We start from the raw sequence: 24,847 nt of genomic DNA on the forward strand, positions 1-24,847 counted from the left end.
TGTTCAGTGAAAGTCATCAGCATCGTCGGTGCCCGTCCTCAATTGGTGAAGCTCGCCCCCATCGCGGCCGCGTTCTCCGAGACGGAGCACGAGCACTTCATCGTGCACACCGGGCAGCACTACGACGCCGACCTCTCCGACGTCTTCTTCGACGGTCTCGGCATCCCGGACCCGGACGTCCACCTCGGTGTCGGCTCCGGCAGCCACGGCGTCCAGACCGGTTCGGTGCTCACGGCGCTCGACCCGGTCCTCGAACGCGAGCAGCCGGACTGGGTCCTCGTCTACGGCGACACCAACTCCACGATCGCCGGTGCGCTGTCGGCCGTGAAGATGCACCTGCCGGTCGCGCACCTCGAAGCGGGCCTGCGCTCCTTCAACCGGCGTATGCCGGAGGAGCACAACCGCGTGCTGACCGACCACTGCGCCGACATCCTGCTGGCCCCGACCGAGGAGGCCATGCGCCACCTCGCCGACGAGGGCCTCAAGGACCGCGCCGTGCTGGCCGGTGACGTCATGGTCGATATCTGCCTTCGCATCCGCGACGCGGTCCTCGCCGGCGAGCACGCGGCGCCCGAGCTGCCCGAGGGCATCGACCCCTCGAAGCCGTTCCTGCTGGCGACCCTGCACCGCCCGGACAACACCGACGACCCCGAGCGCCTCGCCGCGATCATCGGCTCGCTGGCCAAGCTGCCGGTGCCGGTGGCGCTGCTCGCGCACCCGCGCCTGGTCGCGCGCGCCGAGCAGCACGGAATCGACCTCGCGCAGGGCTCTGTGCACGTCGGCCGCCCGCTGCCGTACGCCGGTCTGGTCGCCGCGGTCCTGGCTTCGACCGGTGTCGTCACCGACTCCGGCGGTCTCCAGAAGGAAGCCTTCCTCCTGGAGCGGATCACCACCACGATCCGTCCCGAGACCGAGTGGGTGGAAACCGTCGACACCGGTTGGAACGTCTTGGTTCCCGACCCTCACGAGCTCTCCGCCGACGAGTGGGCCGCCACTGTCACCCGAGCGGTCCCGACGACCGACCCGGGCACGCCGTACGGCGACGGACGAGCCGCGCAGAATGTTGTCCGGATCATGGAACAGTGGAAGGGGGGCAGCCGGCGCGCGTGACGGACACAGGGCTTCACAGGGGCCCGAATCCGTACATGTCACCGTGCTAGCGTCACCGTTTATGTCAGCGTCTCCCAGGTCCGGGCTGCCCTCAGAAGGCGCTCGGCCTCATGTCATCTATCTCGCCATCGGCTTCCCGCCGGCTGCGAAGAGCAGCGCTTACCGCATGCGCGAGACGGCGAACCAGTTCTGCAAGGCGGGCTGGGATGTCACTGTCGTCAATATCGCCCAGGAGTCCTGGGAGCGGGACTCGGGCGTCGACCTCACGCTCCTCGAGCAGGTCGACCCGCGGGTGAAGATCATCGAGCTGCCGCTTTCCCGCGAGGACCTGGAAACGGACATCCGCCTCTACGCGGAGGAGCGCGCGCTCAACCCCAACAAGTGGGTCACGCAGCTGCGCAAGCGGCAGCAGAAGCCGTTCCCCGAGCCGAACTTCGGCGAGTGGCGCGGCGCGCTCGAGCAGGCCGTGCTCGACATTCACCGGGAGCACCCGGCGGACCTGCTCGTGGCCAGCTGCGTTCCGTATGTGAACCTCGCGGCCGCCTGGAAGCTCTGGGAAGAGGCCCGAGTTCCGTACGCGGTGGACTTCCGCGACGGCTGGTCCATCGACGTGATCACCGGCATCGAGGCCTTCACCAAGGACTCCGAGCTGGGCCACTGGGAGCAGAAGGTCCTCGACCACGCGGTCTCGCTCTGGGTCGTGAACGACCCGATCGCCGACCACTACCGCGCCCGCTACCCGGAGGTCGCCTCCCGCGTCGAGGTCGTACGCAACGGCTACGACGCCGACAGCTCGCCCGGCCGGGCGCACCGCCCGGACACCGAGGCCGGTCTGGTCTTCGGCTACCTCGGCACGGTCAACTTCACGCCCGCGCACCTGGAGACGGTGCTCAACGCCTGGCGTGCGGCCCGTGAGCGGGAGCCGCTGCTCGCCAACGCGCGCTTCGAGGTACGCGGCCACATCGGCAACGGAGCGGGCCGCGAGGCCAACAAGCACTCCGAGATGCTCAAGCAGGCCGAGGCCTACGGCGTCTCGTTCGGCGGGCCCGCCGCCAAGGCCGAGGTCTCCTCCATCTATGCCCGCTGGGACGCGATGGTGCTCATCCTGATCGGCGGTCGCTTCGTGACCTCCGGCAAGGTCTACGAGTACATGGCCACCGGCCTGCCGATCGTCTCGGCGCACGTCGTCGAGCACGACGCCTCGAACGTCCTGCAGGGTCACCCCCTGTGGACCGGCGCCGTGGGGATCGACGAGGAAGGCCTGGCGGAGTCGTTCGTCAGGGCGGCGCACATGGCCGTCGAGACGAGCGACGAGGTGCACGCGGAAGCGATGGCGCACGCCGATCAGTTCACCCGCGAGGCGCTGATGTCCGTCGCCGTGAAGAACCTGGTGAACCGGCTCGCCGCGGATCACGACGGGCCGGCCGTGCTTCCCGGGGCCACCATCTCCCAGTCTGCGGGAACCGCGGATGTGGACAACCGCTCCCCGAAGTCGATCGTCGCCGGAGGTCCCACCCCGTGACCGATGTGCTGTTCGTCGCCGCCACCCAGCCGCAGCTCGGCGTGCTGGCCGGTGCGGTGCAGAAGTTCCGCGCTCTCGGCGCCAGCGTCTACCTGGCCTGTGCCTTCGACACCAAGGGCCTCCAGGAGGAACTCGACCGCCTCGAGCTGGACGGGTACCACCAACTGCCGTACGGAATAGGGCATCTGAGCACCTCCACGCGGCGCAAGCTGAAGAAGGTGCCGCACAGCCGTCGGCTGTGGGTCCAGAGCCGTCGCAACGTCTGGCTGCGCCGGCACGGTCTGGGCGCGCAGCACCTCGTCGCGCTCGACGCGAACGCCGTGTACACGGTCTGGCGGCTGGCCCAGTACAACCCCGGCGCCGGTGCCTCCTTCGGTATCGCGCCGGCTCTGAGGGCCATGGAGAATCCGCGTGTCCCGGGCCGCCCGTCCGGGGCTCCGGCCAAGCGCAAGGCGCTCGTGCCGCCGCCGGCGCTGCTCGCCAGCGATGTACGCCGCCAGGCCAAGTCGCTGCCCCAGACCGTGCTGCGTACGGCCACCGCGCGCCCCGTGATGCGCAGCTCCGTCGGCGCCCGGCTGTGGCGCACCGCCCTCGGTGCGCCCGGTGTGCCCGCCAAGGTGCGGGCCGCGCTGTCCCGCCAGGTGGCGGAGGGCATGCGCTGGGCCGGCCGGCCCGGTGGCGCGACGCTCGCCCTGACCACCGCCGCGGCGCGCATCTCGGACCGGAAGATCAGGACCGGGCTGCTGGACGAGGCGGTCAAGACCGAGCTCAACAAGGGCATCGCACCGCGTGCTCTGGACCAGACGGTCAACGAGCTGCTGGCCTCCGCGGACGAGTACCACAAGGCCGGTGACCCGGCTGCGGCGGCGTCCACGCTGGACCGGGCGCTCGTTCTCGGTTTCCACCGGGTCGTGCACATCGACCAGTTGAGCTCTCCGCTGGCCGCCGACCCCGGGGCATTCTCCGCGCCGGTGCACAGCTCGGCGGTCATGAAGAAAATAGGGGAGCCGCGCGGCAGGAAGACTCCCGCCGCCACACCGCCGTCCGACCGGCCGCTGCGACTCCTGGTCACGACGAGCGCCAACGACAACTTCCTGAAGCTGATCCTGTCCCACTACGAGGCCCACCAGGGCGTCGAGGTCCGCTACCTGGACCTCGCGGCCACTCCGGCCCTCAAGCGGATCTCGTGGGCCGGACGGCGGATGATAGAGAACCGTCTCGGGGGCGACGCCCTCTACGCGGATCAGGTCGAGCAGCTCATGCGGCCCCATCTGGACTGGGCCGACACGGTGTTCCTGGACTGGTGTGTGGCACCGGCCGTGATGCTCACGACGATCGACCCGGGCGACACCCGGATCGTCGTCCGGCTGCACAGCTACGAGGCCTTCACCCGCTGGCCGCACCTGGTCGACTTCTCGCGTGTGGACGACCTCGTGTACGTCGCGGACCATGTGCAGGACCTGGCGACCTCGCTGGTTCCGCAGCTGCGCGGTCCGCAGGCGCCGCGCACGCACATGCTCGACAACGCCATGGACCTGAGCGCCTTCAACCGCGCGAAGCCGGCCGACGCCCGCTTCAACCTCGGGCTCATCGGTATCTCGCAGGTCGCGAAGGACCCGCTGTGGGCCATCGACGTACTGCAGCGGGTGCGCAGGAAGGACGAGCGCTACCGGCTGCTGCTGGTCGGCGGCGACATGGACCGCAAGACCAGCCGTGCCACCAAGGACTACCTCGCGGAGTTCGAGAAGCAGCTGGCTCCCCTGGAGGAGTCCGGTGCGGTGGTACGTCTCGGACCGACCGACGATGTGCCGTCCGCGCTCACCGAGATCGGCACGATCCTCAGCTCCTCGGTGCGTGAGGGCTGCCACGTCGGGCTGATGGAGGGCGCGGCGAGCGCCGCCGTCCCCGTCGTCCGCGACTGGCCGTTCTACGCCGGGCGCGAGCACAGCGCTCGTACGCTCTACCCCGAGGGCTGGGTCGTCGGTTCTCCCGAGGAGGCCGCGAAGCGCATCCTCGAGACCACGGCGACCGAGGAGAGCTGGCGGAATGCGGGCAAGCTCGCCTCCGAGCACGCGCTCTCCGCGTGGGACTGGCCCGTGGTGAGCCGGCGCTTCGACGAGTTGCTGCTCGGCGAGTAGCACGGAGCCTGTACGCAGGAAGGGCCCCCGGGAATCCCGGGGGCCCTTCCTTGTCTCGTACGTGCGGGGGATCTGCGCGGTGGATCCCGCTCAGCCGCGTGCCTCCGGGTGGCGCAGGCACCAGCCCGCCCAGGCCGATGTGACCATCGCGCGGACGTCGTGGCGTGCCTGCCAGCCCAGCTCCTCGCGGATCCGGTCGGCCGCCGCCACGACCCGTGCGGGGTCGCCGGGACGGCGCTGGGTGACCACCGGCTTGAGGTCGTCCCGTCCGGTCACGTCCTGGATGGTGGTGACCATCTCGGCGACCGAAACGCCTTCCCCGCGGCCGATGTTGAGGATCAGCGAGGCCGCGGCGTCATCGGCGAGCCGCCGCGCCGCCGCGACATGGGCGGAGGCGATGTCCTCGACGTGGATGTAGTCGCGGATGCACGTGCCGTCGGGCGTCCGGTAGTCGTCGCCGAAGATACGCGGCGACTCGCCGGCCGTGAGGCGCTCGAAGACCATCGGCACCAGGTTGAAGATGCCGTCGTCACCGAGTTCGGGCGAGGCGGCGCCCGCGACGTTGAAGTAGCGCAGCGAGGCCGTGGCCATACCGTGTGCCTTGCCGACTGCTGTGACCAGCCACTCGCCGGCCAGCTTGGTCTCGCCGTACGGGCTCATCGGCAGGCACGGCGTCTGCTCGGTGACCAGGTCGACATCGGGCATGCCGTAGACCGAGGCGGAGGAGGAGAACAGGAACCGGCGCACACCGGCGTCCGCGGCCGCCGCCAGGACGGTCCGCAGGCCTTCGACGTTCTCGTAGTAGTAGTGCAGCGGCAGCGCGACGGACTCGCCGACCTGCTTCTTGCCCGCGAGGTGCACGATGCCGGTGACGGAGTGCTCGCGCAGGACGCGGCCGACCAGCTCACGGTCGAGTACCGAGCCCACTTCCAGCGGGACTCCGGCGGACAGCCGCTCGGTGCTGCCCGTGCTGAGGTCGTCGAGGACGACGACACGCTCGCCGCCGTCGGTCATCGCCTTCACCACGTGCGAGCCGATGTATCCGGCTCCGCCAGTGATCAACCAGGTCATGGGGAAACCCTCTGCAGGTCGGCCCTGCCCCACAAGTACGCGGGGCAGGGCCTTCGTCTCGTAGATCAGCCATCAGTTGAGCAACCCCCGCGGAGAGCAACGTCTCCGCGAGAGCGGCGCCGGTTCAGGCGCAGGGGCAGCGTCAGCCGCCGATGACGACGCGGCGGACGCCTTCCCAGCGCGCCGGGTCCGTGGTGCGCCGGCCGTCGACCAGGACGCGGACGTCCGGCAGGTCGGTGGCGGCCAGCTCGCGGTACTCGGCGTGGTCGGCCTGCAGGATCGCGGCGGTGACGACCTGGCCCTCGTGCGGAGTGAGACCGTGCGCGGCCAGCTCCTCGGAGGTGTACATCGGGTCCGACACGAAGGGGACGGCCCCGCGCGCCTTGAGCGCCTCGACGGTCGGGAAGACGCCGGAGAAGGCCGTCTCCTTCACACCGCCGCGGTAGGCGGCGCCGAGCACCAGCACGCCCACGCCGTCGAGGTCGCCGTAGGCGGCGGCCAGCAGGTCGACGGCGTACTCCGGCATGGCGGCGTTCGCCTCGCGCGCCGAGCGCACGACGGTGGCCTCCGGGTCGTTCCACAGGTACATCCGCGGGTAGATCGGGATGCAGTGGCCGCCGACCGCGATACCGGGCTGGTGGATGTGGCTGTACGGCTGGGAGTTGCAGGCCTCGATGACCTTCTTGACGTCGATGTCGTTCTTGTCGGCGAAGCGGGCGAACTGGTTCGCCAGGCCGATGTTGACGTCGCGGTAGGTGGTCTCGGCGAGCTTCGCCAGCTCCGAGGCCTCGGCGGTGACCAGGTTCCAGACGCCGTTCGGCTGCGCGAGGTCCGCGCGCTCGTCGAAGTCCAGGACCTGCTCGTAGAACTCCACACCGTGCTGTGTGGAGGCCTCGTCGATACCGCCGACGAGCTTGGGGTAGCGGCGCAGGTCGGCGAAGACGCGGCCGGTGAGCACCCGCTCCGGGGAGAAGACCAGGTGGAAGTCCTTGCCCGCGGTGAGGCCGGAGCCCTGCTCCAGCATCGGGGCCCAGCGGGTGCGGGTGGTGCCGACCGGCAGGGTGGTCTCGTACGAGACGAGGGTGCCGGGCTTGAGACCAGCGGCGATCGCCTTGGTCGCGGAGTCCATCCAGCCGAAGTCCGGCACGCCCTCGGCATCCACGAAGAGCGGGACGACGACCACGACGGCGTCGGACTCGGCAACGGCGGCCGCGGTGTCGGTGGTGGCGGTCAGCAGCCCGGCGCCGACGGTCTCCTTGAGCAGACGGTCGAGGTCGTGCTCGCCGGGGAAGGGCTCGGTGCCGGCGTTGACCAGCTCGACGACCTTCTCATTGACGTCGGCGCCGATCACCCGGTGGCCCTTGGCGGCGAACTGCACGGCGAGCGGAAGCCCGATCTTGCCGAGCGCGACTACACAGATATTCATCGGGTTACTTTCCTCTTCAACCGAACCAGCAGGGGTCGCACGCGCGACCACCATCTTTGCGCGGGCGGGAACAGCAGGCCGGTCTGGATGACCATCCGGCCCTTGGGGTTCACGCGCGCCGCCACTCGATACGGGGTGCCACTGCGCCAGCGCCGGGCGAGCGGCATCGGCAGATCCTTGCCGCGCACCGGGATCTCGTACGTCCAGCCCGCGACGTCCACATAGACGCGCACGCCGAGCGAGGCCTGGCGGGGCTGGATCGGAATCCGCGCACGGACGACCGTGCCGAGGCCGTCGGCAGTGACTTCCTGGGTGAACTCCCCCACAGGTTCGGGGAGTTCATGGCCGGCGGGCAGCCTGCGGGCGCCGGCCTTGTCCGCGCTCTTGGGCATCGCGCCCTGGACGAGCCGGACGACGGCCGAGTCGGTGTCACCGGTGAGCCCGGTCCGTACCGCCAGGGCCAGGGCCAGATCGTCGCCGTTCTGCTCCCATTCGGCCGAGACCAGCTCGGTCCTGGCCGAGAGCCTTCCGGGCACCGATTCCCCGACCACCTCGAAGACCCGGTCGGGGACATCCATCACGGGGTCCCTGAAGCCCGGGTAGAGCGCGAAGGCCCTGCCGTCCTCCAGATGGAACGGCGGCGCGCCGTTCTCCTCCTCCGCCGCGATCGCCGCGACGAGCTCGTCCACCGCGCCGCGCCGGGCCAGGGTGAGCCTGACCCGCCTCATGACCGGCAGCGAGTCGCTCAGACCGTCCGTGAGGTACTCGTCGGCCAGATCGGCGATACCGGCGCACACCTCGCGCCTGGTCTGCGGGTCGAGCGCCGGGAAGTCGCCCTGGATGAGCTTCGACAGCTCCCAGGTGAAGTGGCGCTTGAAGACCGTGTCCCGCTGCGGGCCGGGCTCGATCAGCGCGGCCGCATGTTTCATGATCTTCGCCGTGCAGCCCAGCCGCGCCAGATGATCGGCCCGGTAGGTGATGTTGCTCGCGTCCCCGCGCTTCACCGCGTAGTAGTACGTGTAGTCCGCGAGCACCGAGATCTTCCCGGCCCGGACACACGCCTCGATGGTGAACGGCTGATCGCTGCCGACCGGCAGGTCCTCGGGGAAGCGCAGGTTGTACTTCTCCACCAGCTCACGGCGGAAGAGCTTGGTGTTGGCCAGCGTGAACGGCAGCGCCGAGTCGTACAGGCTGATGTCCGGGTCGCTCTTCTTGAAGAGCGCCTGGTGGACATAGCGGCCGTTGGTGCCGACCATCTTGCCGATCACGACATCGGAGCCGTGCTTCTCGGCACAGGCCACCATCCGCTCGAGCGCCTCTTTGCCGAGGTAGTCGTCGGAGCCGATGAAATACACGTAGCGTCCGGTGGCCACGTCCAGCGCCCTGTTGCTGGGCGCGGCCGGGCCACCGGAGTTCGCCTGGTGGATCACCTTGACGGTGTCCGGGTACTTCTTGGCGAAGCGGTCGAGCTCTGCTCCGCTGTCGTCCGTGGAACCGTCGTCGACGGCCACGATCTCGAGCCTGTCCAGGCCAATGCTCTGCCCGACAAGGGAGTTAAGGCATTCCGTCAGGTACGGCATCGTGTTGTACACGGCGACGACGACGGTGACATCAGGACTGGTCAAGGCTCCTCGCCCTACTGGGCCGCGGTGTGCGCGGAGAGATCGACGGTGATGCCGTGGGAAGCGGATTCCAGCACCGCGGCTGCCACCTCGACCGTACGAAGGCCCTGGCGGAGCGTGCAGATGTCCTGGGACTTGCCGAGGACCGCGTCACGGAAGAGCTCGTGCTCGACCAGCAGCGGCTCACGCTTCGGGATGGCGTAGCGGATCATGTCGCCCTCGGCGACACCGCGGAAGGCCTGCAGGGCCTCCCACTCGGTGGCCTGGGCGGCGTTGGAGTAGAAGGTCAGGTCGGCGGTGAGGGTGTCCGCGATGAAGCAGCCCTTCTCACCGGTGACCGAGGTGAACCGCTCCTTGAGCGGGCTCAGCCAGTTGACCAGGTGGTTGACCATGGTGCCGTCGGAGAGCTGACCGACCGCGGAGACCATGTCCTCGTGCGGACGGCCGGACTTGGAGACCGTACGCGCGGAGATCGAGGTGTACGTCTGGCCCGTCACCCACCCGGTGAGGTCGATGTCGTGGGTGGCGAGGTCCTTGACCACGCCGACATCGGCGATGCGGTGCGGGAAGGGACCCTGGCGGCGGGTGACGACCTGGTAGACGTCGCCGAGCTCGCCGGCCTCCAGGCGCTGGCGCAGGGAGCGCAGCGCGGGGTTGCAGCGCTCGATGTGGCCGACGCCGGCGACCAGGCCGCGCGACTCGAAGGCCTCGACGAGGCGGCGGGCGCCTTCCACGGTGTCCGCGACCGGCTTCTCGACCAGCGCGCTGACACCGGCCCCGGCGAGCTCGAGGCCGACTTCCTCGTGCAGGGCGGTGGGGCAGGCCACGACGGCGTAGTCGATGCCGAGCGCGATGAGCTCCTCGACGGTCGACAGCACAGGGGCGCCCTGCCCCCAGCCGTTCTTGTCACCCATCGGGTCGACGACGGCGACAAGCTCGACGCCCTCGAGACCGGCGAGTACGCGGGCGTGGTGGCGGCCCATCGAGCCGAGGCCGATCAGGCCGGCTCGCAGTCCCCGGGTGGTCACAGATTCTCTCCAAGATCGTTCACGGCGGCGACGATACGCTCGAGGTCCTCCGCGGTCAGCGAAGGATGCACCGGCAGCGAGACGACCTCGGAGGCCGCACGCTCGGTCTCGGGCAGGTCCCAGTTGCGGCCGGCCTTCTGGTCCGGCTCCCAGTACGGCTTCAGCCGGTGGATCGGGGTCGGGTAGTAGACGGCGTTGCCGACACCCGCCTCGGTGAGCTTCGCCATGGCGGCGTCGCGGTCCCCCGTGATCCGGATCGTGTACTGGTGGTAGATGTGACGCGCGCCTTCGGCGACCGTCGGCGTCTGCACGTTCGGTGCCGTGATGTTCTCGGTGAGGTACGCGGCGTTGGCAATGCGCTGCTCGGTCCAGCCGCCCAGCTTCGACAGCTGTACGCGGCCGACGGCGGCGGCGACGTCGGTCATCCGCATGTTGGCGCCGACGATCTCGTTGGCGTACCGCTGCTCCATGCCCTGGTTGCGCAGCAGGCGCAGCGTGCGGGCGACCTCGGCGTCACCGGTGGAGATCATGCCGCCCTCGAGGGAGTGCATGTTCTTGGTCGGGTAGAAGCTGAACGTACCGCCGGAGCCGAAGGCGCCCACCGGGGTGCCGTTCAGCGCCGCGGCGTGCGCCTGGCAGGCGTCCTCGACCACGGCCAGCTTGTGCTTGGCGGCGATGGGCATGATCTTGTCCATCGCGGCCGGGTGGCCGTAGAGGTGCACCGGCATGATCGCGGCGGTGCGCGGCGTGATGGCCGCCTCGACCGCTGCCGGGTCCAGGCCGTAGCTGCCGGGCTCGATGTCGGCGAAGACGACGTCGGCGCCGACCAGGCGGACCGCGTTCGCCGAGGCGGCGAACGAGAACGAAGGAACGATCACTTCGTCACCCGGGCCGATGCCAAGTGCAAGCAGAAGGAGGTGCAGTGCGGAGGTACCCGAGTTGACGGCCACGCAATGGCGCCCCTCGACCAGCTCCGAGAAGCCCTCCTCGAATGCCGCTACTTCCGGGCCCTGTACGACCCTGCCGGAACGCAGTACGCGTACCGCCGCCTCGATCTCTTCCTCACCGATGACCGGGCGGGCAGCGGGAATGGGCTGCTGGTTGCTGCTCGTCATGGACGTCCTCCTTGAACACCGCTGAACTCTTTATGGCAGAGGATCAGGGGCCGTGCGGACGTCTCACGAGGCCGCGCAAACCCCTCCGGCGCGAAGCCGACGCCCTACCGAGGATTCTGGGACCGGTCTTGTCCCGAACCGGGCCGGTCACCCACCGTAGTGTCTGGAACGAGACCGCACCCGGCAGCGACCGCCGTCACATTATCAGGGATTTCCTAGCGAATTTCGGGGCTGTTAACGGAGCACGGCATCGATTCGGCGACAAAAACCGTGTCCCACCCCGCGGGTTGCGGGATGGGACACGGCCTGTTCACTGAAGGCTCATCAACTGTTCAGCTGTTCAGCTGTCGGTCGATGCCGAGACCGACGTCGGCGTCTGCTGCTCGGCGGCCGCGGTCTTCTTCGCGGTGGCCTTCTTGGCGGTCGTCTTCTTCGCCGCGGTCTTCTTGGCCGCAGTCTTCTTGGTGGCGGCCTTCTTCGCGGTGACCTTCTTGGCGGTCTTGCGGGCCGCCTTCTTGGCCGGAGCCTGGTCCTCGCTCTCGGCGGCCTCCGAAGACCCGGCGTCCGGCTCGGCCGTGGCGGGGACCACGACGATCGCGGCCTCCTCCGTGCCCGAGGGCGAACCGGCGGGAGCGGTGACCTTGCGGGTCACCCGGCGGCGCGCACGCGGCGGGGCCGCGACGGGAGCCTCCTCGGACCCGGCGGTCTCGACTGCCGTGGCCTCGACCGCGGCGGCGGGAGCCTCGGCCTTCGCCTCGATGACGATCTCCGGCTCCGCGGCCTTCGGCGCACCGGCCGGAGCCGTCGCCTTACGGGTCGCCCGGCGGCGGCCACGACCGCGCGACACGGCCGCCTCGGCCTCCGCGGGAGCCGCCGACTCGGCGACCGGGGCCTCGGACGTGACCTCGACGGCTTTCGGCTCCTCGGCCCTGGACTCGGCCACCGTGACCTCCGCGGCCTTCGGAGCACCGGCCGGAGCCGTCGCCTTACGGGTCGCCCGCCGGCGGCCACGACCGCGCGACACGGCCGCCTCGGCCTCCGCGGCACTGCTGTAGAGCTCCTCGTCCGGGACGAACTCGGGCTCGGCCAGCGCGACCGGGGCAGCCACCTCGGCGGCGACCTCCGCCTCGGTCTCGGCCTCGGTCTCGAGGACGGCCTCGTGCTCGTGCTCGTGCACCTGATCGGCGCCGCCGCGGCCGCGCTTCTTGGAGCGCTTGCCGCCACCACCGGCGGTGGTCGGCTGCTCCATGTGCACGATCACACCGCGGCCGTTGCAGTGGACACAGGTCTCGGAGAAAGACTCCAGGAGGCCCTGGCCCACCCGCTTACGGGTCATTTGGACGAGGCCCAGCGAGGTGACCTCGGCCACCTGGTGCTTCGTACGGTCACGGCCCAGGCACTCGAGCAGCCGCCGCATGACCAGGTCCCGGTTGGACTCCAGCACCATGTCGATGAAGTCGACGACGACGATGCCGCCCAGGTCGCGCAGCCGCAGCTGGCGCACGATCTCCTCGGCCGCCTCCAGGTTGTTCCTGGTGACGGTCTCCTCAAGGTTGCCGCCCTGGCCGGTGAACTTCCCGGTGTTGACGTCGACCACGACCATGGCCTCCGTCTTGTCGATCACCAGCGAGCCACCGCTCGGCAGCCAGACCTTGCGGTCCAGCGCCTTCATCAGCTGCTCGTCGATGCGGTTCGACGCGAAGACGTCCACCTCGCTGGTCCACCGCTGCAGGCGGTCGACCAGGTCCGGCGCGACGTGCGAGACATAGCCGTGGATGGTGTCCCACGCCTCGTCGCCGCTGACGATGACCTTGGTGAAGTCCTCGTTGAAGATGTCGCGGACGACGCGGACGGTCATGTCCGGCTCGCCGTAGAGCAGCGTCGGGGCGTTGCCGCTCTTGGCCTTCTTCTGGATGTCGTCCCACTGCGCCTGCAGCCGCTCGACGTCGCGGCGCAGCTCGTCCTCGCTGGCTCCCTCGGCCGCGGTACGCACGATGACGCCCGCGTCCTCGGGGACGATCTTCTTGAGGATGGTCTTCAGACGCGAGCGCTCGGTGTCGGGCAGCTTGCGGCTGATACCGGTCATCGAGCCCTCGGGCACATAGACCAGGTAGCGGCCGGGCAGCGAGACCTGGCTGGTGAGGCGGGCGCCCTTGTGGCCGATCGGGTCCTTGGTCACCTGGACGAGGACCGACTGGCCGGACTTGAGCGCGGCCTCGATACGGCGCGGGCCGTTGGCCATGCCCAGCGCCTCGAAGTTGACCTCGCCGGCGTACAGGACGGCGTTGCGCCCCTTGCCGATGTCGACGAACGCGGCCTCCATGGACGGCAGTACGTTCTGCACCTTGCCCAGGTAGACATTGCCGACGTACGAGGTGGCCTGCTCCTTGTTGACGTAGTGCTCGACGAGCACGTTGTCCTCGAGGACACCGATCTGGGTGCGCTCGCCGTTCTGCCGGACGACCATCACACGCTCGACGGCCTCACGGCGGGCCAGGAACTCGGCCTCGGTGATGATCGGCACCCGGCGGCGGCCCTGCTCGCGGCCCTCGCGGCGGCGCTGCTTCTTCGCCTCCAGACGGGTCGAGCCCTTGATGGACTGCACCTCGTCGGACGGCTCGTCGCTCTTCGCACGCGGGGCGCGCGGCTCGCGGACCTTGACGACCGTACGCTCCGGGTCGCCCGAAGCCGTCTCCTCCTCGGGGCCGGAATCACCGCTGCGACGACGACGGCGGCGACGGCGACGGCTGCTGCTGGTGCCGGCGGCCGAAGGGGTCTCGCTGTCGCCCTGCTCGTCGTCCTCCTCGGCTTCCTCGTCGTCCTGGATGTCCTCGGCGGTGGCCTCGTCCGCCTGCTCCTCCGAGGTCTCGTCGGCGTCGGCCGGCTCGCCACGGCGGCGGCGACGGCCACCACGGCGGCGGCGACGCGACGGGCGGTCCTCGAACTCGTCCGACTCCTCGCCCTCGGCGGCCTGCTCGGACTCGGTCTCCGCCTCGGCGGGCTCGGCCTCGTGGGCCACGGGCGCCGGGGCCTCGGCGGGCTCACCACGGCGGCGGCGACGGCGACGTCCGGCGGGCTCGGCAGCGACGGGCTCGGCGACCGGCTCGGCGAACTCCTCGTCCACCTCCGGCTCCGCCTCGACGGCAGCGGCGGCGGCCGCGGCGGCCGTCTCCGGGGTCTGGAACATCGGCTCGGTGAAGACCGGTGCCTGGAAGACGGCGACGGCGGGCCGGGTGGCCCGGCGGCCGCGCGCGGGCGCCTCGCTCTTCTCGGCCTTGGCGGCCTTCTCGCTCTTCTCCGCCTTCTCGCTCTTCTCCGCCTTCTCACCCTGCTCGGCCATGGCGGCCTTCTCCGGCTGGGCGGTGAACTCGGGCGAGACGGCACGACGGCGCGAACGGCCACGGCTCGCCGCCTTCGCGGCGGCCTCGACCTCGGCCTCGTCCGCTGTGATCTGTGCCACCACGTCCTGCGGCAGGCTCTCGCCCCCGTCGGCGACGCCGTTCTCGTCGGCCTCGGCGGCCTGCGGGGCGTCGGCGGGCGCGGTGGCCCTGCGGGTGGCGCGGCGGCGGGTACGGCCTGCGGGGGCCGCCTCCTCGGCGGGCGCCTCGGGCCCGGCTGCCTCCGCGGCCTCGGCACCCTGCGGCGCACCGGCGGGCGCGGAGGCCCGGCGGCGGGCACGGCCGCGCGGCGCGGGGGCCTCGGCAGGGGTCTCTGCCTCGGCGGACACGGCCTCGGCGGACACGGCCTCGCCGGTCACGGCCTCGGCGACCGGCTCGGGCGCGGTGACCTTACGGGTCGCGCGGCGGCGCGTACGGGGCGCGGCCACCTCGGCCTCGGGCTCGGCGGCCTCGGCGGCAACAGTCTCGTCGGCCTCAGCGGCCTCGTTGGACTGCGGCGCACCGGCGGGCGCCGTCGCCTTACGGGTCGCACGGCGGCGCGAACGCGGCGCGGCGGCCTCGTCTTCAGGCTCGGACGCCTCGGCGGCGGGAGCCTCGGGCTCAGCGGCCTCAGCGGCCTCGTCGGACTGCGGCGCACCGGCCGGCGCCGTCGCCTTGCGAGTCGCACGGCGGCGCGAACGCGGCGCGGCGGCCTCCGGCTCGGCGCTCTCAGCGCTCTCGACGGCCGCTGCGGCCGGAGCGGCCGTCTCGGTGACGTCCGTGGCTTCCACGGCGTCCTTGGTGCCCGCGGCCGCCGTGGGCGGCCCTGCGGGACGCGACGCGGCGCGACGCCTGCGGCGCGGCGGCAACGTGTCGCTGGGGGAGTTGTTCTCAGTGTCTCCGGCGGTGCCGGATTCGATCGGTTCGAGCATGCGGGCGGTTCTCCCGTCACGCTCCCGGGCGCCGCGCCTGATTCCGGTCCGGCCACGGCCCGCGTGATGTGCGCGGTGCCGCCGTCCGGGGCGCGGGCGCCGCACGGGAGCTGATGTATGGCTCGCCGGTTCCCTACGCGATGTACGTACGGCCTGGCGAAAGTCTCCTGTCAGTACGCGGCCCGACCCAGGTGGCTCCCGAGTACCAGGGCTGCGCTACAACGACTGCCCTTACGCGGCGGGACCTTCCGGCGCCGTCGCGGCGGCTGTTCCGGCGGCCGTGGGTGGAGCGGCCAGAACTGCCTCGCGGTCGGGCGCGAGCGGGTCGGTCACCGTGCCGGACTCCTCGTCGAAGAGCCCCTGCGCCAGCCTGGTCACCGCTGCGGGGACCGGCGGCGCCAGGTCGGCCACAGCTCGGAGACCGGACAGGACGTCGTCGGGTCGCACGGCAGGTGTCACGTGCCGAACAACCAGGCGCAGTATCGCACAGGGCCCGTCCCCCGGCCTATTGATGAGCGCGGTGGCAGCCGCTCCGGTGGTGCCGACGCCGGCATCGGACGCCGGACGGAGCGCCTGCAGCTCCGCTACGGCACCTCGTGCGTCGAAGGTCCGCATACCGTTCTTCGTCTTCCGCTCGACCTCGACGGTCTCGGCGGCGAGGAAGCCGGAAACGGCCTTCTCCGCGTCCTCGACGGGCACGCCGTCGAGCCGCAGCTCCCACACGGATGCGGTGAGCCGGTCGGCGAGACCCGAGGTGCGGGCCTCCACGGCGTCGGTGATGTCGAGCCCGCCGGGCAGCGACTCGTCGAGCAGCTCACGCAGCTTGTCCGGGTCACGGTGCTCGGTGAGGGCGATCTCCAGATACTCGGCCTCACTGCCCGTACCGGTGGGTGCGGCATTGGCATACGAGACCTTGGGGTGCGGAGTGAAGCCCGCCGAGTACGCCATGGGCACCTCTGCACGGCGCAGTGCACGCTCGAAAGCGCGCTGGAAGTCACGGTGGCTGGTGAACCGGAGGCGGCCGCGCTTGGTGTAGCGCAGTCGGATGCGCTGCACCGCCGGTGCGGGCGGCGGGCCTTCGGGCTGTCGCTTGCCCAGTGGTTCTTCTCCTCGGTGCGGAGCGAGCGCGGGTGGCGCGCCCGCCCTCGGACGTGCGGTGGTGTTCCTCGGGGGCCGCCCGGCTCACCCCTGGTTGTGCAGGGAGATCTCGGGTTCGGCCGCCGCGCCGGGAACAGTCGTTGTACTACCCAGCGTACGCGCCTGCCGCACTGCCGGTTCCACGGGCTTCAAAGCCCGTGGCTCGCCGACGAGCGCCCGCCAGGCGTCGCGCCGTGCCTGCCGCACCGTTTCGCCGGCCGACCGCAGCGCGGCCCGCGCCGCCCGGCCCACCTCGACAGCGGCTTTCCTGGCCGGACGCCAGACGCCGTCGCGCAGCACATGCCCCACTGGGGTGCAGACGTACTGGTAGAACCAGCGCACCGGCCGCCCGACGAAGTTCCGGGCAAGCCACTTGAGGGCCCGGCCGACGGCGCGCGAGATATGTCCGGCGATGCTCCAGGCGACGCCGATCGCGTCGGCGATCTCCCGGCCGACCGGAGCGAGGACATGGCGGTACACCCAGGCGACGGGCGTGACGAGCAGCGTCACCACGAGCCAGACGACCGCCGTCCACACAGCGCGGCACACGGTGCTCACGAGCCAGGCGACGCCGTGGCCGAGCGGGGTCACCAGCTGCCGGTGGATCCACACCAGCGGCACCACCAGCCCGTACATCACCACCGGCACCAGCACATAGCGCCACAGCGCGACCCACGGCCAGACGAACAGCGCCCTGCCCAGCCATCCGAGGACCGCGGCGATGCCGTGACCGGCGGGTGTGAGCAGCCGGCGGTAGGTCCAGCGCCCGGGCGCGAGCAGCAGATGCTCCACGAGCCAGGCGATGCCGTGGCCGAGCGGGGTCACCAGCTGCCGGTAGATCCACACCAGCGGCACCACCAGCCCGTACATCGCCACCGGCACCAGCACATAGCGCCACAGCGCGACCCACGGCCAGACGAACAGCGCCCTGCCGACGAAGGACGCGAGCCGGGCCAGACCGTGTCCGATCGGGGTGAGGACGTTCTCGTACACCCAGGCCAGCGCCCGGCGCAGCGGTCGCAGCAGCACGCGGTCGACGGCGAGCGCGCAGACGACGAGGACGTCCCAGACCATCCGCACGGGAAGGACGACAAGCAGCACCACGATCCGCACCGGAATCCGGATGACCGTGGTCAGACAGCCCGCGCCGGGCTGGTAGTGCGCGGGAGCCTGGTGACTCCCGTAGGTCTGAGGCGACTTCTCGAACTCCATGTCAGAGATGACGCATTACAGCCCCGTCCGGATCCACTACCTGCGCTTTTCGCCGCGCTCGTCCGCCGTCGGGACGCAGGAAAGCCCGGCCACGGGGCCCATACGGCCGGGCCTTCGCGCAGCTGTTACTTGACGACCGTCAGCGGCAGCAGCTTCTTGCCGGTCGGGCCGATCTGAATCTGCGTGTCCATCTGAGGGCAGACACCGCAGTCGAAGCACGGCGTCCAGCGGCAGTCCTCGACCTCGGTCTCGTCCAGCGAGTCCTGCCAGTCCTCCCAGAGCCAGTCCTTGTCGAGACCGGAATCCAGGTGGTCCCAGGGCAGGACCTCCTCGTACGTACGCTCACGGGTGGTGTACCAGTCGACGTCCACACCGAATTCGGGCAGCGTCTTGGCGGCGCACGCCATCCACCGGTCGTACGAGAAGTACTCGCGCCAGCCGTCGAAGCGGCCGCCGTCCTCGTAGACGGCGCGGATGACGGAGCCGATACGGCGGTCACCGCGCGAGAGCAGGCCCTCGACGATGCCGGGCTTGCCGTCGTGATAGCGGAAGCCGATCGAGCGGCCGTACTTCTTGTCGCCGCGGATCTTGTCGCGCAGCTTCGCCAGGCGCGCGTCCGTCTCCTCCGCCGACAGTTGCGGGGCCCACTGGAAGGGTGTGTGCGGCTTGGGCACGAACCCGCCGATCGAGACCGTGCAGCGGATGTCGTTCTGGCCGGAGACCTTGCGGCCCTCGGCGATGACCTTGACCGCCATGTCGCCGATCTGCAGCACGTCCTCGTCGGTCTCGGTGGGCAGGCCGCACATGAAGTACAGCTTCACCTGGCGCCAGCCGTTGCCGTACGCCGTTGAGACCGTGCGGATCAGGTCCTCTTCCGAGACCATTTTGTTGATGACCTTGCGCAAGCGCTCGGAGCCGCCCTCGGGGGCGAAGGTCAGACCCGACCGACGGCCGTTCCTGGTCAGCTCGTTGGCGAGATCCACGTTGAACGCGTCGACACGGGTGGACGGGAGGGACAGGCCGATCTTGTCCTCCTCGTACCGGTCGGCCAGGCCCTTGGCGATGTCGCCGATCTCGCTGTGGTCCGCGGAGGAGAGCGAGAGCAGGCCGACCTCCTCGAAGCCGGTCGCCTTCAGACCCTTGTCGACCATGTCGCCGATGCCGGTGATGCTTCGCTCCCGGACAGGGCGCGTGATCATGCCGGCCTGGCAGAAGCGGCAGCCGCGGGTACAGCCGCGGAAGATCTCGACCGACATCCGCTCATGAACGGTCTCGGCGAGCGGCACGAGGGGCTGCTTGGGGTACGGCCATTCGTCGAGGTCCATGACCGTGTGCTTGGAGACACGCCACGGCACGCCCGACTTGTTCGGGACGACGCGGCCGATCCGGCCGTCGGGAAGGTACTCGACGTCGTAGAAGCGCGGGACGTAGACATTGCCCGTCTTCGCGAGGCGGAAGAGGACTTCCTCGCGCCCGCCCGGTCGGCCTTCGGCCTTCCAGACGCGGATGATCTCGGTCATGTCGAGGACGGCCTGTTCACCGTCGCCGATGACCGCGCAGTCGATGAAGTCCGCGATCGGCTCGGGGTTGAAGGCGGCGTGGCCGCCCGCGAGCACGATCGGGTCGTCGACAGTACGGTCCTTCGACTCGAGCGGGATGCCCGCGAGGTCCAGGGCGGTGAGCATGTTGGTGTAGCCGAGCTCGGTGGAGAAACTCAGCCCGAAGACGTCGAAGGCCTTCACGGGACGGTGCGAGTCCACGGTGAACTGCGGGAGCTTGTGCTCGCGCATGAGCTCTTCGAGGTCCGGCCAGACGCTGTAGGTGCGTTCGGCCAGCACTCCGGCGCGCTCGTTGAGTACCTCGTAGAGGATCATGACGCCCTGATTGGGCAGCCCGACCTCGTACGCGTCCGGGTACATGAGCGCCCAGCGGACATCGCAGGCGTCCCAGTCCTTGACGGTGGAGTTGAGCTCTCCACCGACGTACTGGATCGGCTTCTGGACGTGCGGGAGAAGCGCTTCCAGGCGTGGGAAGACCGACTCGACAGGCATTGTGGTGTCTCTCGTGAGCGGGCAGGGTGACCATCAAGCGTACCCCGGGGCTCAGCCGCTGAGCGCCGCCCGAAGATCTTCGTCCGAAGCCTCCCGCCACACCTCGGGCAGCTCCCGCTCGCGCTCGGCGGCCTGCGCCTCCTCCTGGCCGTGGAGCAGTCCCCAGGTGAAGGCCGACTCCCCGGCCGCGTGCGCCTGGATCCCGAGATTCCGCAGCGCCTCGCGGGCGACGACGCTGTCCTGGTGATCGCCGAGCACCGTCTGCACGGCCTTCATCCGCTTGGCGAAGCGCTTGGCGGGCTTGCCGAGCGCGGGGATCGCCGCCTCGGCCGCGTACCTCGCGCGCTTGGCGGCCTTGCGGGCGTCGTGCATCGCCAGATCGCGTTCGTGTCCCGGGGGGAGCTCGAGGGCGTGGTCGATCCGGCCGGCCAGCCGGTCGTAGTCCTTGAGGACGGCCTTGGGGACGACCCGTGCGGCCGCGCCGAACGCGGCCTTCAGCAGCGGAGGGTCGGCGAGCAGCGTGTCCAGCGAGTCGAGCAGCGCGAAGTACCGCTTGCTGTCGAGTACGGCGATGGCCTTGCGGCGCGCGCCCGAGCCATGGGCAACGGACCAGATGCGCAACCTCCCGCGTACCGGGCCGAGCAGCAGGGTCCTCGGCAGGGCGTCGATCCGGGAGCGCAGTCGCTCGGTGAGCACTTCCTGGTCCCGGGCGACGCCCAGCTCACCGGCCAGCCATCGGAGCTCCTCGCCGATCGGGTCGGTGACGGTGCGATCGATGATCTTGCGGTAGGTCTTGAACGCGCTGCGCATCCGCCGGGTGGCGACCCGCATCTGATGGACGGAGTCGGGCAGATCGCGGCGCACGGCAGGGTCGTACGCGAGGATGGCGTCGAGCTGTTCCCGCAAGAAGGCGAGGATGTGATCGCCCGCGTTCGCCGGTTCCTCCACGAGGGCGGGGGCCGCCGGCTCCGCGGCCGCTTTCGCGTGCTCGCCATCCTCGGGGGCCGTCTCCGCCAGGGCCCTGGCCAGCTTGGACGGCCACTTGGCCGGGCGCACGCCCGCCTTGCGGAGCTTCTTGTCGACCGCGTCGAGGAACGCCGGGTCCGCGTCGTCGGCGAGCTCGACCTCGATCTCGTCCCACTGCGCGGTGCGGCCGCCGTCCGTGAGGCGTTCCGCGCGCACGCCGTCTCTGCTGAGCTCGGCCAGCGGGGCACCGTCCGCGTCGAGAAGATGGTGGATGTGCCGCGAGGACCGCAGGCGCACCACGGGGACGAGTTCGGCGCCCCGGGTGCGGGCGCGGACCAGACTCTCCAGGGCGTGGGGAACCGGCTCGGCCAGCGGCGCGGTGATCTCGTCCCGCACACCCGGTGCCACGGGGAGCTTGAGGTGCCAGCCCGCGTCCGTACCGCCCGTCCTGCGGCGCAGGGTGATGGAGGAGGCGGCCAGTCTCAGGTCTGCCGTGTCGTAGTAGACGGCGTCGAGTTCGGCGACGCCGTTGTCGATGACGGCCGCGACGCCGGCCACCCGGGTCAGGTCCGGCAGCTTGGTGTCGGGGGTGGCCTCGTACTTCCGCTCGATCTCGCGCTTTGTGTCCGCCATGAACCGAACTTAGTCGCCGAAGCTCGTTTGTGGCAGACCCACTCTCGTGACGACGCTGTCCTCCAGCGCCGGTCGGGCTTGCTGTGCTGTGCCCTGAAGCGCCGGGCAGGCCGGTCGGGCCTGCCCGGGCTACGCAGTTATCGGCCGCTGCACCCGGATCGACTGGAGTAGTCCGATCGCGATCCAGACCGCGAACATCGAGGTGCCTCCGTACGACACGAACGGCAGCGGCAGACCCGCCACCGGCATGATGCCGAGCGTCATCCCGATGTTCTCGAAGGCCTGGAAGGCGAACCAGGCGATGATGCCCGCGGCGACGATCGTGCCGTACAGCTCGGTCGTCCCGCGTGCGATACGGCAGGCACGCCACAGGACGACGCCGAGGAGCAGCAGGATCAGGCCGGCACCGAGGAAGCCGAGCTCCTCGCCCGCGACCGTGAAGACGAAGTCGGTCTGCTGTTCGGGGACGAACTGGCCGGTGGTCTGGGAGCCCTTGAACAGGCCCGTGCCGGTCAGTCCGCCGGATCCGATGGCGATCCGCGCCTGGTTGGTGTTGTAGCCGACACCGGCCGGGTCGAGCTCCGGGTTGGCGAACGCCGCGAAGCGGTTGATCTGGTACTCGTCGAGCAGTCCGAGCGCGGTGACCAGTACGGCGCCGATGGCTCCGGCGGTGATCAGACCGAGGATCCAGCGGTTGGAGGCACCGGAGGCGAGCAGCACTCCGAGCACGATCACCGCCATCACCATGACCGAGCCGAGGTCCGGCATCAGCATGACGATCGCCATCGGCAGGGCCGCCAGGCCCAGCGACTTGGCGACCGTGCGGTGGTCCGGGTGCAACAGGTCGCCGGCGTCGACGCGCGCGGCCAGCATCATCGCCATCCCCAGAATGATCGTGATCTTCACGAACTCCGAGGGCTGGAGGGAGAAGCCGCCGCCGATCACGATCCACGCGTGCGCGCCGTTGATGGTCGCGCCGAGCGGTGTCAGGACGAGCAGGACGAGCAGGACGGACAGCCCGTACAGGACCGGGACCGCGCCGCGCAGGGTGCGGTGCCCGAGCCAGATCGTGCCGATCATCAGCGCGAAGCCGATACCGGTGTTGAGGGCGTGCCGGAGGAAGAAGTAGTACGGGTCGCCCTGGTTGAGCTCGGTGCGGCCGCGCGTCGCGGACCACACCAGCAGCGAGCCCACGAAGGAGAGCGCGAGCGCCGAGAAGAGCATCGGCCAGTCGAGCCTGCGCACCACCGAGTCGCGGGCGGAGAGCTGGGACCACAGACCTCCGCGCTCGGGCCCGTAGCCGGAGACGGAGAAGCCATTCGAGCCGGCCATGTCTCAGTCCCTCCGCGCGGGCGGGCCCGCGAGCTGTTGGTCCTCGGCCGGGGGCTCCTTCTTCTCCGGCTCGTACGGCTCGATCTTCGGGGCCTCGATGGAACCGTCCGGCTCCATCTTCGGGAGCGTCTTCTGCGGTTCGGGCAGGAGTGCCTTCTTCAGGTCCTGGCCGCCGTCCTTGTCGAGTCCGTACATCGCCTCGTAGATGTTGCGGACGGCGGGACCCGAGGCGCCGGATCCCGTACCACCCTGGGCGATCGTCATGATGATCGTGTAGTCCTTGGTGTACGAGACGAACCAGGAGGTCGTCTGCTTGCCGTAGACCTCGGCGGTACCCGTCTTGGCGTGCATCGGGATCTTGTCCTGCGGCCAGCCGCCGAATCGCCAGGCGGCGGAACCGCGGGTCGTGACTCCCGCGAGGGCTTCGTCGATCTGGTCCCGGGTCCGGGCGTTCATCGGCAGCTTGCCGTGCGATGTGGGCTTGATCTCCTGCACGTTCTTGCCGTCCGCGCTGATGACGGCCTTGCCGATGGTGGGGTTGTGCAGGGTGCCGCCGTTGGCGATGGCGGAGTAGATCGTGGCCATCTGGATCGGGGTGACGAGCGTGTCGCCCTGGCCGATCGAGTAGTTGACGGAGTCACCCGCTCGCATCCGGTTGCCTTCGAGGCAGTTCTCGTACGCGATCTTCTCGACGTAGTCGCCGTTCTTCTTGCCCTGCTTGCACCAGCCGTCCTTGTTGGCCTCCCAGAAGTTCTGCTTCCACTGGCGGTCCGGGACGCGGCCCTTGACCTCGTTGGGGAGGTCGATGCCGGTCTCGTTGCCGAGGCCGAACTGGTGGGCGGTCCTGTAGAACCAGTCGTTGGTGCGCTTCTTGGGCTTGGTGCCGCCGTCCTTCTGCCACTCCCGGTGTGCGATGCCGTAGAAGACGGTGTCGCAGGAGACCTCCAGGGCCCTGCCGAGGGAGATGCTGCCGTAGCCCTTGGACTCGAAGTTCTTGAAGACCTGGCCGCCTACGGAGTACGAGCTGGGGCAGGGGTAGCCGCCGTCGAAGGGGTAACCGGCGTTGACCGCGGCGGTCGACGAGATCACCTTGAAGATCGAGCCGGGGGCGGCCTGGCCCTGGATCGCGCGGTTCAGCAGTGGGTAGTTGGAGGCCTTGCCGGTGAGCTTGGCGTAGTCCTTGCCGGAGATGCCGCCGACCCAGGAGTTGGGGTCGTACGTCGGCTGGGAGGCCATCGAGACGATCCGGCCGGTCTTGTTCTCCATCACCACGACGGCACCGGCGTCGGCCTTGTAGTTCTCGTCGGTGTTCTTGTCGAACTCCAGACGGGCGGCCTTCATCGCGTTGTTGAGCTCGTACTCGGCGACCGCCTGTACGCGTGCGTCGATCGAGGTGACGAGGTTGGCGCCGGGCTGGGCCTCGTCCCTGGCCGCCTCGCCGATGACCCGGCCGAGGTTGTCGACCTCGTAGCGGGTGACGCCGGCCTTGCCGCGCAGCTCCTTGTCGTAGGTGCGCTCGAGGCCCGAGCGGCCGACCTGGTCGGAGCGGAGGAACGGCGAGTCGGTGTCCTTGGCCTTGATGATCTCCTCGTCGGTGACGGGCGAGAGATAGCCGAGAACCTGCGCGGTGTTGGTCTTTCCCGGCCCGATGTAGCGGCGTACGGCGGTGGGCTCGGCGGTGATGCCCGGGAAGTCCTCGGCGCGCTCGCGGATCTGGAGGGCCTGTTGGGTGTTGGCCTCGTCGGTGACCGGGATCGGCTGGTAGGGCGAGCCGTTCCAGCAAGGCTGCGGGGTCTTGGCGTCGCAGAGCCGGACCTTGTCCATGACGTCCTTCGGCTTCATGCCGAGGACACCGGCGAGCCGGGTGAGGACGCCTTTGCCGTCGTCCTTCATCTTCATCAGCTCGGTGCGCGACGCGGAGACGACAAGACGGGTCTCGTTGTCGGCGAGCGGGATGCCGCGGGAGTCGAGGATCGAGCCGCGGACGGCGGGCTGGACGACCTGCTGGACGTGGTTGTTCTTCGCCTCGTTGGTGTACTCCTGGCCGTTGCGGATCTGGAGGTACCAGAGCCGTCCGCCGAGGGTGAGCAGGAGGGAGAAGACAAGCACCTGAATGACGATGAGCCGGATCTGGACCCGGGGGGTCCGCCCGGTCTCCGGAATGTTGCTCACGCT

General features: G+C 70.0%; 15 protein-coding genes. 3 read left to right on the forward strand and 12 right to left on the reverse strand.

All coding sequences use genetic code 11. From position 1 onward, the window contains the following. Positions 1 to 6: 6 nt before the first annotated feature. The 3 genes from wecB (at position 7) to OG966_RS13805 (ending at position 4,770) form a co-directional block, all read left to right on the forward strand. Positions 7 to 1,110 carry a non-hydrolyzing UDP-N-acetylglucosamine 2-epimerase gene (gene wecB, locus OG966_RS13795; protein WP_326649887.1) on the forward strand — a complete coding sequence of 368 codons (1,104 nt, stop codon included), beginning with the start codon at positions 7 to 9 and terminating at the stop codon, positions 1,108 to 1,110. A 166-nt stretch (positions 1,111 to 1,276) separates the two neighbouring features. Beyond that, positions 1,277 to 2,632, forward strand: a complete 1,356-nt coding sequence (locus tag OG966_RS13800; RefSeq protein ID WP_326655194.1) for a glycosyltransferase — start codon at positions 1,277 to 1,279, stop codon at positions 2,630 to 2,632. Then, on the forward strand, positions 2,629 to 4,770 hold the full coding sequence (locus tag OG966_RS13805; protein ID WP_326649888.1) for a glycosyltransferase family 1 protein: 2,142 nt from the start codon (positions 2,629 to 2,631) through the stop codon (positions 4,768 to 4,770). Before OG966_RS13800 ends, OG966_RS13805 begins: the two co-directional genes overlap by 4 nt. A gap of 90 nt (positions 4,771 to 4,860) precedes the next feature. Here OG966_RS13805 and galE read toward each other — a convergent pair whose 3' ends face one another. From galE to mrdA, 12 genes are all read right to left on the reverse strand, one after another. Then, complete coding sequence (gene galE / locus OG966_RS13810; RefSeq protein WP_326649889.1) at positions 4,861 to 5,841, reverse strand: UDP-glucose 4-epimerase GalE; 981 nt, start codon at positions 5,839 to 5,841, stop codon at positions 4,861 to 4,863. A 142-nt stretch (positions 5,842 to 5,983) separates the two neighbouring features. Beyond that, positions 5,984 to 7,267 (reverse strand): nucleotide sugar dehydrogenase, encoded by a 1,284-nt coding sequence (locus OG966_RS13815; protein ID WP_326649890.1) that lies wholly within the window; start codon positions 7,265 to 7,267, stop codon positions 5,984 to 5,986. Beyond that, positions 7,264 to 8,892, reverse strand: coding sequence for a glycosyltransferase family 2 protein (locus OG966_RS13820; protein WP_326649891.1), 1,629 nt, complete (start codon positions 8,890 to 8,892; stop codon positions 7,264 to 7,266). Before OG966_RS13820 ends, OG966_RS13815 begins: the two co-directional genes overlap by 4 nt. 11 nt (positions 8,893 to 8,903) lie before the next feature. Beyond that, on the reverse strand, positions 8,904 to 9,917 hold the full coding sequence (locus OG966_RS13825; RefSeq protein WP_326649892.1) for a Gfo/Idh/MocA family protein: 1,014 nt from the start codon (positions 9,915 to 9,917) through the stop codon (positions 8,904 to 8,906). Then, positions 9,914 to 11,032, reverse strand: a complete 1,119-nt coding sequence (locus OG966_RS13830; protein ID WP_326649893.1) for a DegT/DnrJ/EryC1/StrS family aminotransferase — start codon at positions 11,030 to 11,032, stop codon at positions 9,914 to 9,916. Before OG966_RS13830 ends, OG966_RS13825 begins: the two co-directional genes overlap by 4 nt. Positions 11,033 to 11,372: 340 nt before the next feature. Then, positions 11,373 to 15,341 carry an Rne/Rng family ribonuclease gene (locus OG966_RS13835; RefSeq protein WP_326649894.1) on the reverse strand — a complete coding sequence of 1,323 codons (3,969 nt, stop codon included), beginning with the start codon at positions 15,339 to 15,341 and terminating at the stop codon, positions 11,373 to 11,375. A 231-nt stretch (positions 15,342 to 15,572) separates the two neighbouring features. Continuing rightward, positions 15,573 to 16,397 (reverse strand): TIGR03936 family radical SAM-associated protein, encoded by an 825-nt coding sequence (locus OG966_RS13840; protein ID WP_326649895.1) that lies wholly within the window; start codon positions 16,395 to 16,397, stop codon positions 15,573 to 15,575. A 126-nt stretch (positions 16,398 to 16,523) separates the two neighbouring features. Continuing rightward, the gene (locus OG966_RS13845) at positions 16,524 to 17,690 is read right to left on the reverse strand and encodes a hypothetical protein (protein ID WP_326649896.1); all 1,167 of its coding nucleotides are present in this window, start codon (positions 17,688 to 17,690) and stop codon (positions 16,524 to 16,526) included. 125 nt (positions 17,691 to 17,815) lie between these two features. After that, positions 17,816 to 19,741 (reverse strand): TIGR03960 family B12-binding radical SAM protein, encoded by a 1,926-nt coding sequence (locus OG966_RS13850; RefSeq protein WP_326649897.1) that lies wholly within the window; start codon positions 19,739 to 19,741, stop codon positions 17,816 to 17,818. A gap of 51 nt (positions 19,742 to 19,792) precedes the next feature. Continuing rightward, positions 19,793 to 21,340 (reverse strand): CYTH and CHAD domain-containing protein, encoded by a 1,548-nt coding sequence (locus OG966_RS13855; RefSeq protein ID WP_326649899.1) that lies wholly within the window; start codon positions 21,338 to 21,340, stop codon positions 19,793 to 19,795. A gap of 129 nt (positions 21,341 to 21,469) precedes the next feature. After that, positions 21,470 to 22,672 (reverse strand): rod shape-determining protein RodA, encoded by a 1,203-nt coding sequence (gene rodA, locus OG966_RS13860; RefSeq protein ID WP_326649900.1) that lies wholly within the window; start codon positions 22,670 to 22,672, stop codon positions 21,470 to 21,472. Positions 22,673 to 22,675: 3 nt separating this feature from the next. Further along, positions 22,676 to 24,844, reverse strand: a complete 2,169-nt coding sequence (gene mrdA / locus OG966_RS13865; RefSeq protein WP_326649901.1) for a penicillin-binding protein 2 — start codon at positions 24,842 to 24,844, stop codon at positions 22,676 to 22,678. Positions 24,845 to 24,847: the final 3 nt, after the last annotated feature.

It is taken from the genome of Streptomyces sp. NBC_01750, assembly GCF_035918095.1.
Taxonomy (GTDB): domain Bacteria; phylum Actinomycetota; class Actinomycetes; order Streptomycetales; family Streptomycetaceae; genus Streptomyces.